The sequence below is a fragment of the Microvirga sp. 2TAF3 genome, assembly GCF_052114965.1.
GTDB lineage: Bacteria > Pseudomonadota > Alphaproteobacteria > Rhizobiales > Beijerinckiaceae > Microvirga.
The window spans coordinates 79150-93218 of record NZ_JBFRFT010000012.1 but is presented as its reverse complement, the minus strand read 5'-3'; the positions used below and the strand labels follow the sequence as shown (position 1 = coordinate 93218).

Annotated in this window: 11 protein-coding genes; 5 read left to right on the top strand and 6 right to left on the bottom strand. The window is 62.2% G+C overall.

What is annotated here, in order from left to right; all coding sequences use genetic code 11:
• Positions 1–4 precede the first annotated feature (4 nt).
• Positions 5–790: a MetQ/NlpA family ABC transporter substrate-binding protein gene (locus AB4Y97_RS13490; protein WP_441999559.1), complete on the top strand. Its 786-nt coding sequence runs from the start codon at positions 5–7 to the stop codon at positions 788–790.
• A gap of 267 nt (positions 791–1057) precedes the next feature.
• Positions 1058–2086 carry an ABC transporter substrate-binding protein gene (locus AB4Y97_RS13485; protein WP_441999558.1) on the top strand — a complete coding sequence of 343 codons (1029 nt, stop codon included), beginning with the start codon at positions 1058–1060 and terminating at the stop codon, positions 2084–2086.
• 57 nt (positions 2087–2143) lie between these two features.
• Here AB4Y97_RS13485 and AB4Y97_RS13480 read toward each other — a convergent pair whose 3' ends face one another.
• The 3 genes from AB4Y97_RS13480 to AB4Y97_RS13470 form a co-directional block, all read right to left on the bottom strand.
• The gene (locus AB4Y97_RS13480) at positions 2144–3223 is read right to left on the bottom strand and encodes a flavodoxin family protein (protein ID WP_441999557.1); all 1080 of its coding nucleotides are present in this window, start codon (positions 3221–3223) and stop codon (positions 2144–2146) included.
• 133 nt (positions 3224–3356) lie between these two features.
• Positions 3357–4421: a sensor histidine kinase gene (locus AB4Y97_RS13475; protein WP_441999556.1), complete on the bottom strand. Its 1065-nt coding sequence runs from the start codon at positions 4419–4421 to the stop codon at positions 3357–3359.
• Between the two features lie 178 nt (positions 4422–4599).
• On the bottom strand, positions 4600–6291 hold the full coding sequence (locus tag AB4Y97_RS13470) for an adenylate/guanylate cyclase domain-containing protein (RefSeq protein ID WP_441999555.1): 1692 nt from the start codon (positions 6289–6291) through the stop codon (positions 4600–4602).
• 304 nt (positions 6292–6595) lie between these two features.
• Here AB4Y97_RS13470 and otsA point away from each other — a divergent pair, with 304 nt between their 5' ends.
• From otsA to AB4Y97_RS13455, 3 genes are all read left to right on the top strand, one after another.
• Complete coding sequence (otsA, locus tag AB4Y97_RS13465) at positions 6596–8011, top strand: alpha,alpha-trehalose-phosphate synthase (UDP-forming) (RefSeq protein ID WP_441999554.1); 1416 nt, start codon at positions 6596–6598, stop codon at positions 8009–8011.
• 191 nt (positions 8012–8202) lie between these two features.
• A complete protein-coding gene (gene cls, locus AB4Y97_RS13460) occupies positions 8203–9639 on the top strand; it encodes a cardiolipin synthase (RefSeq protein WP_441999553.1) in 1437 nt (478 codons plus the stop codon).
• A gap of 184 nt (positions 9640–9823) precedes the next feature.
• A complete protein-coding gene (locus tag AB4Y97_RS13455) occupies positions 9824–10771 on the top strand; it encodes a DUF6328 family protein (RefSeq protein WP_441999552.1) in 948 nt (315 codons plus the stop codon).
• Positions 10772–10838: 67 nt separating this feature from the next.
• On the opposite strand, the gene ltnD is transcribed toward AB4Y97_RS13455, so the two are convergent.
• The 3 genes from ltnD to groES all read right to left on the bottom strand — a co-directional run bounded on the left by ltnD (position 10839) and on the right by groES (position 14037).
• Positions 10839–11780, bottom strand: a complete 942-nt coding sequence (gene ltnD / locus AB4Y97_RS13450; protein ID WP_441999551.1) for an L-threonate dehydrogenase — start codon at positions 11778–11780, stop codon at positions 10839–10841.
• A gap of 267 nt (positions 11781–12047) precedes the next feature.
• Entirely contained in the window at positions 12048–13691 is a 1644-nt protein-coding gene (gene groL / locus AB4Y97_RS13445) for a chaperonin GroEL (RefSeq protein ID WP_441999550.1), read from the bottom strand.
• Between the two features lie 55 nt (positions 13692–13746).
• Entirely contained in the window at positions 13747–14037 is a 291-nt protein-coding gene (groES, locus tag AB4Y97_RS13440) for a co-chaperone GroES (protein WP_441999549.1), read from the bottom strand.
• Positions 14038–14069: the final 32 nt, after the last annotated feature.

The following is a 14069-nucleotide window of genomic DNA, read 5'->3' as shown; positions in this document are numbered from 1 at the left end:
CGACATGTCCCTCAAGCAACTGGGCCTCGCCACCCTTCTCTCCCTCGCCGTCCTGCCCGCCGCGGCACAGACGCAGGTTGTCCGCATCGGCGTAACGCCCGGCCCGCATGCGCAGATCCTCGAAGCAGTGAAGCCGATCGCGGCACAGAAGGGCCTCGACATCAAGATCGTCGAGTTCTCGGATTACGTGGTGCCGAACGCGGCGCTAGCCTCCGGAGAGCTCGAGGCGAACTCGTTCCAGCACCAGCCCTATCTCGACAACCAGAAGGCCGACCGCGGCTACAAGATCGAGACCGCGGCCACGACGGTAAACTTCCCGATCGGCATCTACTCCAAGAAACACAAAGCTTTCGATGCCCTGCCGAACGGCGCGACCATCTCGATCCCGAACGATCCGACCAATGGCGGCCGTGCGCTCCTTCTGCTGCAGGACAAGGGCCTCGTGAAGCTGAAGGACGGCGTCGGCTTCAAGCCGACGATCCTCGACATCACCGAGAACGCGAAGAAGCTGAAATTCGTCGAGATCGATGCCGCGCAGGCTCCACGCGTGCTCGACGACGTGGACGCCGCCGTCATCAACACCAACTACGCCACCCAGGCCGGCCTCGATCCGGTGAAGGACGCGCTGACCCGCGAGAACCCGAAGGGCCCCTACGTCAACATCATCGCCGTGCGCACAGAGGACAAGGACAAGCCGTGGGTGAAGGCTCTCGTCGAGTCCTATCACACCTCCGAAGTGAAGAAGTTCGTCGAGGAGAAGTTCAAGGGCGCGGTGCTGACGAGCTGGTAAGCCGTTCCTTCTCCATTTCTTCCTGACTTAGCCGGGCCTCTGAGCCCGGCTTTTTTGTTGCTTCTCCGATGTCATGACCGGGCTTGTCCCGGCCATCACGATTGGAATGCCCTTCCCCGACCGCGCAATTCATTGCGACTCATGGCGATTGTTCGACTTATCAAGCCCGACGCATCGCATCGCCTTGACAAGAAGCCGGCTAAGCTCCTTCATCGCCCAATCCAGATAAGTCACCTCTAGACATCCGCATCCCAAGGAGGAAACACGATGCGCCTTTCACTTCTCGGTCTGGCTCTCACCGCGACTGTATGCGCCGCACCGCTTGCCGCACGGGCTCAAGCACCGCTCACCGTCTATTGCTCCATTCTCGAAGAGCAGTGCCGCGCCGGCGTGGCCGCCTTTGAAAAGGCGACGGGCACGAAGGTAACGATGGTGCGCAAGAGCACAGGCGAGACACTGGCGCAGATCCGCGCAGAGGCATCGAATCCACGCGCGGACGTGTGGTGGGGCGGCCCCGGCGACTCGCATATCCAGGCAGCCGAGGAAGGGCTGACGGCTGAATACAAATCGTCCTCGCTGCCGCAACTGCACGATTGGGCCGCGCACTTTGCGGAACAATCGGGCTATCGCTCCACGGGCACCTATCTCGGCGCGCTCGGCATCGGCTACAATACAAAGGTCCTCGCAAGCCGCGGCCTGCCGGAACCGAAATGCTGGGCCGATCTGCTCGATCCGAAATATCGCGACGAGGTGCAGATCTCCGATCCGAATTCATCCGGAACGGCCTATGTGTTCCTGGCCTCCCTCGTGCAGCTCATGGGCGAGGACAAGGCCTTCGACTACATGAAGAACCTGCACAAGAACATCAATCAATATACCAAGTCGGGCGCGGCTCCGGTGAAGGCCGTGGCGCTCGGCGAAACCGCCATCGGCATCGCCTTCATGCACGACATGGTGACGATGATCGCCGATGGCGCGCCCGTGAAGACCATCGCGCCCTGCGAAGGCACCGGCTACGAAACCGGTTCCGTCTCCGTCGTGAAGGGCGGCAAGAACATGGAAGCCGCGCAGAAATTCGTCGACTGGTCCCTCTCCGCCGAGGCGCAGAAGCTCGTGGGCGCGGATCTCAAGATCTACTCGATCCCATCCAACAAGCAGGCTCCGGTGTCACCCGACGCGCCGAAGCTCTCCGAGATGAAGCTGATCAACTACGACACCGCCAAATACGGCTCTGTGGCCGAGCGCACGCGCCTCTTGAAGAAGTGGGATGCGGAGGTGAAGTCCGCTCCGAAATAAGCACCAAACATCACGATTCAATGAAGGCGTCATGGCTTCAATGCCATGGCGCCTTTCTCATTTCTGGCGCGGTTCCTTAAGATCCTCTCCAGCCGATACCAACGCCCCCGCCCTCTTCGCCGTCACGGCTTCCAGCAGCGTGCGGGCTGCGTTGCGCACCTCTTCCTGCACGGCGAGATCCTGATCGAGATCGTCGTGGCTGGTGGCATAAGGCTTCCAGTAGCCGATATAACGGTCGAGTTCGGCGGAAACGCCTGCGGGGATGAGATCCATGTCGGTGAGCCAGTCGGCGATGCTGCGGCGAACGTTCTCCACACCGGCGGCGTCGCCATGCACCACGACGGAGAAGAGACGCCCTGCGAGGTGCTTGGGATAATCCCAGCCCTCCAGCTCGATCTCCTTTGCGCGTCCGGCATCCTTGCCGTGCGTGCGTGTCGGATCCGGATTGCCGCCATCGGCGCAGACGAGACGATCCATCATCAGCTTCAGCGGCGAAGGGGCCTGATACCAGTTCACGGGCGTGACGATCATGATCCCGTGTGCCTCGACCCATTTCGGGTAGATGTCGTTCATCCAATCCTGCGTCTGACCCATGGCGTAGTTGGGGTAGCAGGAGCACGGCCAGTGACAGAGCGCAGCCGCCGTCGAAAAGCAGGCTTTGCACGGATGGATATGGCGACCGTATTCGGCCGCAAGCCGGCTCAGTTCGAGAACCTCGATCTCGATATTTGCCGTGCCGGCAAAAACATCCCGCGCGATCTCGACCAGACGATAGGTCTTGGACATCTCGCCCGGACAGGTGTGCTCGCTGCGCGAGGATGAGCTGATGAGCAGGAGGCGCGCGGGCCCGTTCGCATCCTCATGCCGCTGCTGCGCCGCGCCGATGGCGTCCCGCGCGGCGATCCAATCGACTGCGAGATCGTAATCCGGGTCGGCGAAACCCGGCCCTGCCTTTCGGGTCAGCGGGCTTTTGCGATTATGGTTGTAGGCATCCCAGGCGGCAGCGGCGACGCGGTCGAGCTCACCGGCAAGCGGACCGAAGGCGGGATCGCGGAATTGGCTTAAAAACCGCCTGCGGAATTCATCCTCGGTCAATGTGGGATCCGGCGTTCCCTTGCGCGGTTCTGGGGCTGGCAAAACACATTCCTTCACATTCGATACCGTCAGCTCGGCTTTGGAACGTGATCCGCTCTCCCTTTGTTCCGGACCGGCGATGGGAGGTATTTCCCGCAAAAGGGATATCGGTTTTGCGAAAGAGAGCCCGCCCCCATCAGCCTTCCTGGAGAGGAAGCGTTGCCGCGATGCGGCTCAGCGGCCCAGCGGCGCTCGCCTTGCAAGGACCTATCGCAAGTTTGCCGCCGCGCGCCTGAATGAGGGAGGCGATCATCTGCATGCCGAGGCCTCGCCCGTCTTTTGCAAGATCGAAGTCCATGGGAAACCCCGTTCCCTCATCCTCGATGGTCAGTTCCAGATCGGAAGAGCTTCTGGCAAGTCGAATCCTGATATTCCCCTCTCCGTGCTTGATGGAATTCGTGACGGCTTCGGCGGCGATAAGGCCGAGGGCGACCAGAGAATCCGCCTTCAGGGTCACAGGGGAAGCATCGGATTTTTCCAGGATGATCTGACGCGTATAAGTCTCTCCCATCGCAACGCGGAGGTCGGCGACCACGCCTTCGAGATAGGCTCTAGCCTCTCCTTCGACGGCGGAACTGTCGTTCTGAAGCCTGCCGTGCAGGGTGGCGATGGTGCCGATGCGGGCGGAGGCCTCGCGAAGCTGGGATTGCACGGCCTTGCTCTCCGCGCCGCGGGCCTGAAGTGCCAACATCCCCTGCACGAGCTGCAGGCTGTTGGCTACCCGGTGATGCACCTCCCGCATCAGGAGTTCCTTTTCAGCCAGCAACGCCTCCCGCTCCGCTTCCAGACGGCGCCGCTCGGTGACGTCGCGGGCGATGACCATCGCCGCTCGCGGGCCGACCCAGGGCATCGGCGCCGCGGCCACCTCGACCTGGACCTCCGACCCATCGACGCGCCTCCAGGTTTCGTCGACCAGGGGCGGCCGTTCCACATGGTGCATATGGCGAATGCGCTCCTCCACGAGGGCCTGAGACGATGACGCCACGAAATCCAGCAATGCCCAACCTGGCATGTCGTCGATCGATCCCGCCCCGACGAGACGGGCCATCGCCCGATTGGCAAGGATGACACGCTCGCCATCATGGAGAATGAGGGCATCGGGGCTGAGCTCGATCAGGATACGATAGTTCTGTCCAGATGCTCCGCCGAAAGCGCGGCCGGGCTTCCGTTGACCAAGCTTCCGGGCTCCCGACTTCGGCATGCCTCTCCCCGTATGGGCGCTCGCTTTAACGTTCTTAATGCCACAGAAGGAACGTTCTTAATGCCACAGAAGGCTGATTTTCGAAATATAATAACACAAAATCTCTGACCTGCCAGCCGTCGCGCCTTCATACGAATGGGCTAACTCGTCGGCTCAGATTGAGGTTTAGAGGCGTGGATCAGCCAACCGATGTGATTTCGCGCACGTCCTGGATGATCCAGGCATCGATCGGCGCCTCGCGGCCTCGTACCAGGACGGTCTGCCGCTCATGGCCTGTCAGGTCGAGCCCCGCTCTCCTCGCCAGCTCGGCCGAGACCACGAGCTGCGCGCCCCGCTCCTTCGCCAGGCTTTCGAGCCGGCTGGCCGCGTTGATGGTATCGCCGACGGCCGTCAGGTTCGTGGCCTGACCATATCCCATCTCTCCGATGATCGCCGGCCCCGCATGCAGGCTCACGACGACTTGCAGTGGCTGATCCAGCTCACTGGCATAGACCCTGTTGAGATGATCGACCCCTTTGAGGATTCGCAGCGCGGCATCGAAGGCCTGCTTCGTCGCCTTCTCCGGAGGCTGGGTAAGCCCGAACAGAGCCAGAGCGCCATCGCCGATGAACTTGTCGACATGCCCCCCCGCATCCTCGATGGCCCGCCCGACCACTTCGAAATAGCGATTGAGGATGAAGACGGTATCGAAGGGAAGACGGTGCTCCGTCAGGCGCGTGAAACCGCGCAGATCGCAAAACAGGACGGCGAGCTCGCGCTCCCGCCCACGTCCCACGCGACTGCTCGCCAGGAGCGTGATCATTCCGCCCGGACCGAGAGACAGAACCGGGATGACGGAAAGATCATGGGTCGGCCTGAGCTGACAGGCGAGCCGGATATCAGGACCCGCGCTGATCCTTCTGAGCGTCGCCAGCTCCTGTGCCGTCGGCGCGGGCTGGGCCTCGAGACCTTCGACGATGCGGATCCGGCACGTGGAGCAGCGGCCGCGCCCGCCGCACGCCGATTGATGGGGGATACCGCCGATCCGGCTGCCTTCCAGGACGCTGAAGCCGAGCGGAATGGATACGACCTCGACGCCCGGATAGGTGATGCGGATCCGCCGATTCCGATTCCTGTAGGCGCGAAACCCGCGCGCTGCGAGCGTGACGCCGATCGAGGCGGCGAAGAAGACATAAAGGCTCGTGCGGATATCGGTGAGGAGATCGGCGCTACTGGCCATGGCCGGCGTCGGCGGGAAGCGTGCCGGATCGGCGGCGATCTCCTTGCCGGCCTCCGCGAAGCCGAGGAGTGCGAGCACGGGAACGAGCAGGGCGCATGTGTAGAGAAGGGTCGCGTAGCGCGGAAACCAGCTTTTCGAGCGGAGCCAGAAATAGAGTCCGAGACAGCCATGAAGCCAGACGACGATAAGCGCCAGGGCCTGCCTGACACCATTCTCCGGAGCCGTGATCCAGAGACCGCGCAGCACGTCGGGATATCCCACCTCCCGGCCGGTCAGGGAGAATTCCAGGCGCGTTCCGGTCACGTGAGAAAGAAGAAGGAAGGGAATCGAAAGCCCCAGCGCAAGCTGGGCCGCCTCCCTTGCCGGCATGTGCAGGGTCCGCCGGCGGAAGAGAGCCGTGAGGGCGAGCACATAATGCAGCATCAATGCCCCATAGAGCAGCGCGGTCCCGAGCGGGTTGCGCCAGAGGAGATTGAACGCCTGCCGTCCCCGCTCCATCGCCTCGATGGAGAACAGCCCGAGGGCATGGTTGCTGAAATGCGTCAGAAGAAACGCGCCGAGAACCAGCCCGGACGCCAGGCGGATCTCGCGCAGGCGGATCGCACCATTGTCGACACCATTGAGAGATTGTTGCTTGGGTAAGGGGCTCATCAAGTCCTGGTCCAGGCATGATCCGGAAAAGCGGGACCCGGTTTCCCGAAAAGATCATGCAAAATCAAAGGCCAAGAGCATGATCGAGTTTCAACAGAACCGGATCATGCTGTGGCAAAGCGGCCAAATATTCTACCGATATCACCCCCTCCTCACGGCCTGTTGAAGCAGGTCCCATTGCGCCGATCAGCGTCCAGGACCGGACTTTGTGCAACGGTCGAGGCTGTCATCGGGCCGAGCCGCTCTAGTTAATGCGGGACAATCACTATGGGATGTTTGCACGAGAACAATTCGGAGGGTGTTGTTGTCTCGACTTGTCGTTGTTTCCAATCGGGTCTCGATACCCGATCCTACCGGTAAAGGTTCGGCCGGCGGCTTGGCCGTTGCATTGCGTGAGGCCTTTCAGGCCTATCAGGGTCTCTGGTTCGGCTGGAGTGGAAAGGTTTCGGCCCATCCCTCCACTGAGCCGAAGATGGTCGACAAGGGCAATGTCCACTACGCCCTGATGGATCTGACCTCCATCGACCGTCAGGAATATTACAACGGCTTCGCCAACCGCGCACTCTGGCCCATCATGCATTACCGGCTCGGCCTGTCGGAGTTCTCGCGAGCCGATTATGCCGGATATCTGCGGGTCAACCGCAGCTTTGCGAATGCCCTGGCCCGGCTGATACGGCCCGACGATCTCATCTGGGTGCACGATTACCACCTGATCCCTCTGGCGGCGGAGTTGCGGGCTCTCGGCCTCACCAACCGGATCGGGTACTTCCACCACATTCCCTGGCCCGCGCCGGAAGTGTTCGGGACCCTGCCCGGAAGCCGGGAATTGTTGCGCACCATCACGGATTACGATCTGGTCGGCGTACAGACGGAACGGGATGCCGACAACCTTCGCCGCGGCATCGTTCAGGAACTCGGTGCCACCCAGCGCAAATCCGACCTGATCTCCCTCAACGGCCGCCAGTCCCGCGTGAAAGGCTTTCCCATCGGCATCGATGTAGCCGGCTTCCAGCAGGCCGCCCGCCGCCCCGCGACGCACCGCTTGGTGAAGCAGACCATCGCCAACCTAGGCTCGCGCCGTCTGATCATCGGCGTCGACCGCCTGGACTATTCGAAGGGTATCCCCGAGCGGATGGAAGCCTTCGAGCGGTTTCTCGTCAGCAACCCCGACCAGCGCGGGCATGTGACCTATCTCCAGATCGCCCCGACGAGCCGTAGCGAGGTTCCCGAATACGCTTCGCTCAGTCGGACCGTGAGCGAGACCCTCGGGCGGATCAACGGCTCGCTCGGCGAGCCCGGCTGGGTGCCGATCCACTACGTGACCAGCACCTATCCGCGATCCGTCCTCGCCGGCCTCTACAGGATCGCCCACGTCGGCCTCGTCACGCCCATGCGCGACGGCATGAACCTCGTCGCCAAGGAATTCGTTGCCGCTCAGAATCCGGAGGACCCTGGCGTCCTGGTCCTCTCCAAGTTCGCCGGAGCGGCCCAGCAGCTCAACGACGCGCTCATCGTCAATCCCAACGACAAGTTCGAAGTGGCCGAGGCCATCGGCGACGCGCTCCATATGGATCGGGCGGAACGGGTGGCGCGCTGGCAGCGGATGATGAAGACGCTCCAGGATTACGATGTCTCATGGTGGGCTGATTCCTTCCTGAAGGAACTGTCGGGCCACAAAGGGGTGAGCAAGGCACGAAGCCCGGTGCCGATCGGGGAATAGGGCCGCGACAGACCGGATGGCACGCTGGCCGGCGACATATCGGCAAGATCTCGACTCCGAACTGGACAGCTTCATTTTGCCTGCTCAAGATGCGCCATGCCGGTTCATCGCCCCCACGGTCCCTGCCCTTCGCATGAGCGAGCCCGCGCCATAGGCGGCAACCGTTCGCTCATCATTCCGCGGCTGACTGCATGAGCCTGCTCAGCAGCATCTCCTGGGCCTCGCTTTATCTGGCCTCCGAGTGGATCATCCGGCTGGTGATGCTGATCGTCGTGCCGTTCCGGCGCTCACCGGAAGCGGCGAAGGGCTGGCTTCTGTTCGTGTTCTTCCTGCCCTGGCCAGCGCTGGTGGTCTATTTCTTCATCGGACGCCCGGCCTACCCGCGCTGGCGGCGAGAGCGCTTCGCACGGCTGCCCCTGGTGTTCAAGGTCGTAGCGGACAGGCTCAAGGACGTGACGGCCCGTCAGGAGCCTGAACTGCCCGAGAACCTGAAACAGGCCGCGACCCTGATCCAGAATCTCGGACGCTTTCCCAGTCTCGATGGCAATCATGCGGAGCTGCTCTCGCATTATGACGGCTCGATCGAGCGGCTGGTGACCGATATCAACCGGGCGAACGCGCATGTTCACCTGCTTTTCTACATCTTCGCGGATGATGCCACGGGTTGGAAGGTGATCGAGGCGCTGGCCAGCGCGGTCGAGCGCGGCGTGACCTGTCGGGTTCTCATCGATGCCCTGGGCTCACGCGCTTGGGCGCCAAGTGTCGTCGAGGCGCTCGAGGCACGCGGTGTATCGGCTCACCTCGTCCTGCCCGTGGGCCTGCTGCGCCGGAAATCCGCCCGCGCCGATCTGCGCAATCACCGCAAGATCGCGGTGATCGACGGCGAGATCGGCTATGTGGGCTCGCAGAACATTGTCGATTTCGATTTCAAGCCGGGCATCACGAACCAGGAGCTCGTCGTTCGCGTCACCGGTCCCGTCGTGCTCGAACTGCAGGGCGTGTTTGTGACGGATTGGTTTCTCGAAACGCAGGAAGTGCTCGATGCGCCTGGGCTTTTTCCCGAGCCGCACCATACGGGAAACGTCGTCGCGCAGGTTCTGCCGAGCGGCCCGGACTATCCGGAGGCGGCCGTCGAGCGCCTGATCGAAGCGCTGATCCACGGTGCGCGCAAGCGCGTCGTCATCACGACGCCGTACTTCATCCCGAACGAGGCCCTGCTCCATGCGTTGGAGACCGCCGTGCTGCGCGGGGTCGACGTTCATCTCGTCCTGTCGAAGCCTGTCGACCAGGTTCTGGTGAATCTGGCGCAGCGCTCCTATTATGCCGAGCTGCTCGCCGCCGGCATCAAGATCCATCTCTACAGGGACAAGCTTCTCCACGCGAAGCATCTGAGCGTGGATCGCAGGATATCGCTGATCGGCTCCAGCAATATCGACATGCGCTCCTTCGTTCTGAATTCCGAGATCAGCCTGATCCTGTTCGACCGGGACGTCACCGCGCAGCTTCACGCGGAACAGGAGCGCTATTTCGCAGCGAGCGAGCTTCTATCCCTGGAGGCTTGGAACACCCGGTCGCTGGCGGCAAAAACCATCGAAAATATTGCACGGCTGGTAAGCCCGTTGCTTTGATGCGCGAAAAGTGAAGCTCGCGCATACGCGTATCGGCCTAAACGGTGCAGGTCCGCCTCAGCCCTGTGGAATGAAGCCCCCGAATGTCGCAACGCAGGGCATATTGCCGGGAACCTGACGGCAATCATGGAACCTGCCGCGAGCGAGGCCGTTCACGTCCTCGAAGAGGCGAAATCAGGTTGGTATGTCCTTATTCAGAAAAGTAAAAGTCGCACTGGACGAAACACGGATGCTGGTGCTCGGCTCTCAAATTCTTCTCGGCTTCCAGCTGCAAGGCACCTTTCGCCCTGTCTTCGAGCAACTTCCCTTCTATGATCGCATCCTCCACGTTGCCGCATTGCTGCTGATCACGCTGACGATAGGCCTGTTGATCGCACCATCCATGCAGCATCAGATCGTGGAGGAAGGCGACGACACATATCGCATCATCCAAGTCATCGGCCGATATGCCAGTCTGGCACTTGCTCCCTTCGCAGCGGCGCTCGGGATCGGAATCTTCATGGCCACCGAACGTATCCTCGGAACCGCAGGCGGCCTCCTGATCGGCAGCCTCTTCTTTGGACTTGCCATGCTGTTTTGGTACGGGCTCGAAATCATTCGCAAGCGGACATCCGGCCATATGGAGCGCGCCATGGCTCAGCAGAAAACCTCCCAGGAACAGACCCCTCTCGATGTCAAGATCGACCAGATGCTGACTGAGGCCCGCGTCATGCTGCCGGGGGTGCAGGCTCTGCTTGGTTTTCAGCTCGTGATCACACTCGCGGAAACGTTCGAGAAACTGTCGTTCGACTCAAAGCTCATTCACCTTGGCGCGCTGGCAGCGATCACGTTTTCCGTCATCTTCCTGATGGCGCCAGCCGCATTCCACCGCATCGTCTATAACGGGGAAGATTCACAGGAATTCCTAGTCACCGGCAGCCGCTTCATTCTTGCTGCCAGCGGCGCGCTCGCGATCGGAATCGCCGCCGATCTTTACGTGGTCGTATCCAGGAGCTTATCTTCGGAAATGGCAGGCCTGACCGCAGCGGTTGCATCGCTGATCGTTCTGCTTGGGCTATGGTATGCAATCCCATTCGCCCTTCGCATATTCAGCCGATCCGGCACCACTCGCTCAAGCCCTCAGGGGGCCTGACGCCCATGCATGAGGTGGAGTCCAAACCTGCCCGAGTTAGTTAAGGAGCAACGCCAGCGCATGTGCGTCAAGCATCCGTTCCGGGAAGCTTCGCTCCCGTCACCTGCGCGTAGAGGCGCGCCACCGAGGCGTCGTCGTCGCGGCCCATTCCTGCACCGGATGTCATCAGAAACATCTGAAGCGCCGCGGCCGCCACGGGCACTGGGAATTTGGCGCTCCGCGCCATATCCTGAACGATCCCGAGATCCTTGACGAAAATGTCGACGGCGCTGCGAGGTGCATAATCGCTGTCGAGCACATGCGGAATACGGTTCTCGAACATCCATGAATTGCCTGCCGAAGCCGTGATCACCTCGTAGACCTTTTTGAGATCGAGCCCTTGTTTTGCGGCAAAGGCAATCGCTTCGCAGGCGACTGCAATATGCACACCCGCGAGCAGCTGATTGATCATCTTGAAGGCGGCCCCCTGCCCGGGTTCGTCGCCGAGTTCATAGAGTTTCGCGGCCATGGCCTTGAGCGCGGGCCTTGCCCTGGCAAACGCCGCAGGTCTGCCGGAAGCGAGAATGGTCAACGCCCCTTCCGCGGCCCTCTGGGCGCCCCCGCTGATCGGCGCATCGAGATAATGGCGGCCCCTGGCCTCGAGACGTTGGGCAAGGCGGCGGGCCGCCTCGGGATCCATGGTGGCCGAGGAGATGAACACCGCGTCCTTGGGCATGGCTTCCGCAACGCCGTTCGGCCCGAACAGGACGGCCTCCGTCTGCGCCGCATTCACGACGACGGATACCACGATATCCGCGCCCTCCGCCGCTTGCGCGGGGGATGCCGCGCCATGCCCACCCTCGGCGACCAACCGCTCGACCGCGGCAGGATCGACATCGCAGCCGACGACATCGATGCCCGCGCGTTTCAGAGAGGACGCCATGCCGAAGCCCATCGAGCCGAGCCCGATGACGGCGACGCGACATGTCTGCACCGGACCTTCTGACGGCTTGTCTGACTGCTCGGTCATATTTCTCTCCCTCGATGGCCCAAAGGTGCCGGAAGCGCAGTATTCCATAATCGGAACCGCTTGGCTGCGGTGCCATAAAGAGGCGTGGACGGACCAGCCTGAGGATTCCGTTCCACCCCGATCCCAACGAAAAAGGCCCCGGATCGCTCCGGGGCCTCTTCATTTCTTCGCGTTGAGCGATGGACTTCTTAGAAGTCCATGCCGCCTCTCAAGTCCGGCCCGCCGGACTTGAGCTTTCTTGATGATGGGCAGCTTTTTATGGACTTCTTAGAAGTCCATGCCGCCCATGCCGCCCATGCCACCGCCCGGCATGGCCGGAGCGGATTCGCGCTTGGGCGCCTCGGCGACCATGGCCTCGGTGGTGACGAGCAGGCCAGCGACCGAGGCCGCATCCTGCAGCGCCGTGCGCACGACCTTAGCCGGATCAACGATACCGGCCTTCAGCATGTCGACGTACTCTTCCGTCTGGGCGTTGAAGCCGAAGGTGTCGGACTTGTTCTCGTTGATCTTGCCGACCACGATCGAACCTTCGACACCGGCGTTCTCGACGATCTGACGGATCGGCGCCTCGAGCGCGCGCAGGACGATCTTGATGCCGGCCTGGACGTCGGGGTTGTCGGTCTTCAGCTTGGCCACCGCCGCCTTGGCGCGCAGCAGGGCCGTGCCACCGCCAGGAACGATGCCCTCCTCGACCGCCGCGCGGGTGGCGTTGAGCGCATCGTCGACGCGGTCCTTCTTCTCCTTCACCTCGACCTCGGTCGCGCCGCCGACGCGGATCACCGCGACGCCGCCGGCGAGCTTGGCCAGACGCTCCTGGAGCTTCTCACGGTCGTAGTCCGAGGTGGTCTCCTCGATCTGCGCCTTGATCTGACCGACGCGGGACTCGATGTCCTTCTTCTTGCCGGCGCCGTCGATGATCGTGGTGTTCTCCTTCTCGATGCGCACCCGCTTGGCGCGGCCGAGCATATTGAGGGTCACGGTCTCGAGCTTGATGCCGAGATCTTCGGAGATGACCTGACCGGCGGTCAGGACGGCGATGTCCTCGAGCATGGCCTTGCGGCGGTCGCCGAAGCCCGGCGCCTTGACGGCGGCGATCTTCAGGCCGCCCCGCAGCTTGTTGACCACGAGGGTGGCGAGCGCTTCGCCTTCCACGTCCTCGGCGATGATCAGCAGCGGCTTGCCGGTCTGCACCACGGCCTCGAGGATCGGCAACATCGTCTGGAGCGAGGAGAGCTTCTTCTCGTGGATGAGGATGTAGGGGTCTTCCAGCTCGGCGACCATCTTCTCCGCATTGGTGATGAAGTACGGGGAGAGGTAGCCGCGGTCGAACTGCATGCCTTCGACGACATCGAGTTCGGTCTCGGCGGTCTTGGCTTCCTCGACCGTGATGACACCCTCGTTGCCGACCTTCTGCATCGCATGGGCGATCATTTCGCCGATCGAAGAATCGCCGTTGGCGGAAATGGTGCCGACCTGGGCGACTTCATCGGAGGACTTCACCTTCTTGGCGCGGGCCTGGATGTCCTTGACGGCTTCCGCAGCGGCCATGTCGATGCCGCGCTTGAGGTCCATCGGGTTCATGCCGGCGGCCACCGCCTTGGCGCCTTCGCGCACGATGGCCTGGGCCAGAACCGTCGCGGTGGTGGTGCCGTCGCCGGCGATGTCGTTGGTCTTCGAGGCGACCTCGCGCACCATCTGCGCGCCCATGTTCTCGAACTTGTCGGCCAGCTCGATCTCCTTGGCGACGGTGACGCCGTCCTTGGTGATGCGCGGCGCGCCGAATGACTTCTCGATCACCACGTTGCGGCCCTTCGGACCGAGCGTGACCTTGACCGCATCGGCGAGGATGTCGACGCCGCGCAGCATCTTCTCACGGGCGTCGGAGGAGAACTTTACGTCTTTGGCAGCCATGGGCTTTGCCTCCAGTTGACTTGGAAATGAAATGGAAGGGAGGACGGCGCGATAATTACTTCGCGATCACGCCCATGATGTCGGATTCCTTCATGATCAGGAGATCCTGACCGTCGATCTTCACCTCGGTGCCGGACCACTTGCCGAAAAGAACGCGGTCGCCCTGCTTCACGTCGAGGGCAACGAGCTTGCCGCTCTCGTCACGGGCGCCGGAACCGACGGCGACAACTTCGCCCTCCTGCGGCTTCTCCTTGGCGGTGTCGGGGATGATGATGCCGCCCTTCGTCTTCTCTTCGCTCTCGAGGCGGCGGACGACGACGCGGTCGTGCAACGGACGGAACTTCATGGAACTTCCTCTTTGACTGTTAGCGTAGCCCC

Excerpts from the sequence above, each read along its gene's own strand:
- AB4Y97_RS13490 (WP_441999559.1), top strand. The coding sequence starts at position 5 with ATGTCCCTCAAGCAACTGGGCCTCGCCACCCTTCTCTCCCTCGCCGTC.
- AB4Y97_RS13485 (WP_441999558.1), top strand. The coding sequence starts at position 1,058 with ATGCGCCTTTCACTTCTCGGTCTGGCTCTCACCGCGACTGTATGCGCC.
- AB4Y97_RS13475 (WP_441999556.1), bottom strand. The coding sequence starts at position 4,421 with ATGCCGAAGTCGGGAGCCCGGAAGCTTGGTCAACGGAAGCCCGGCCGC.
- AB4Y97_RS13470 (WP_441999555.1), bottom strand. The coding sequence starts at position 6,291 with ATGAGCCCCTTACCCAAGCAACAATCTCTCAATGGTGTCGACAATGGT.
- cls (WP_441999553.1), top strand. The coding sequence starts at position 8,203 with ATGAGCCTGCTCAGCAGCATCTCCTGGGCCTCGCTTTATCTGGCCTCC.
- AB4Y97_RS13455 (WP_441999552.1), top strand. The coding sequence starts at position 9,824 with ATGTCCTTATTCAGAAAAGTAAAAGTCGCACTGGACGAAACACGGATG.
- ltnD (WP_441999551.1), bottom strand. The coding sequence starts at position 11,780 with ATGACCGAGCAGTCAGACAAGCCGTCAGAAGGTCCGGTGCAGACATGT.
- groL (WP_441999550.1), bottom strand. The coding sequence starts at position 13,691 with ATGGCTGCCAAAGACGTAAAGTTCTCCTCCGACGCCCGTGAGAAGATG.
- groES (WP_441999549.1), bottom strand. The coding sequence starts at position 14,037 with ATGAAGTTCCGTCCGTTGCACGACCGCGTCGTCGTCCGCCGCCTCGAG.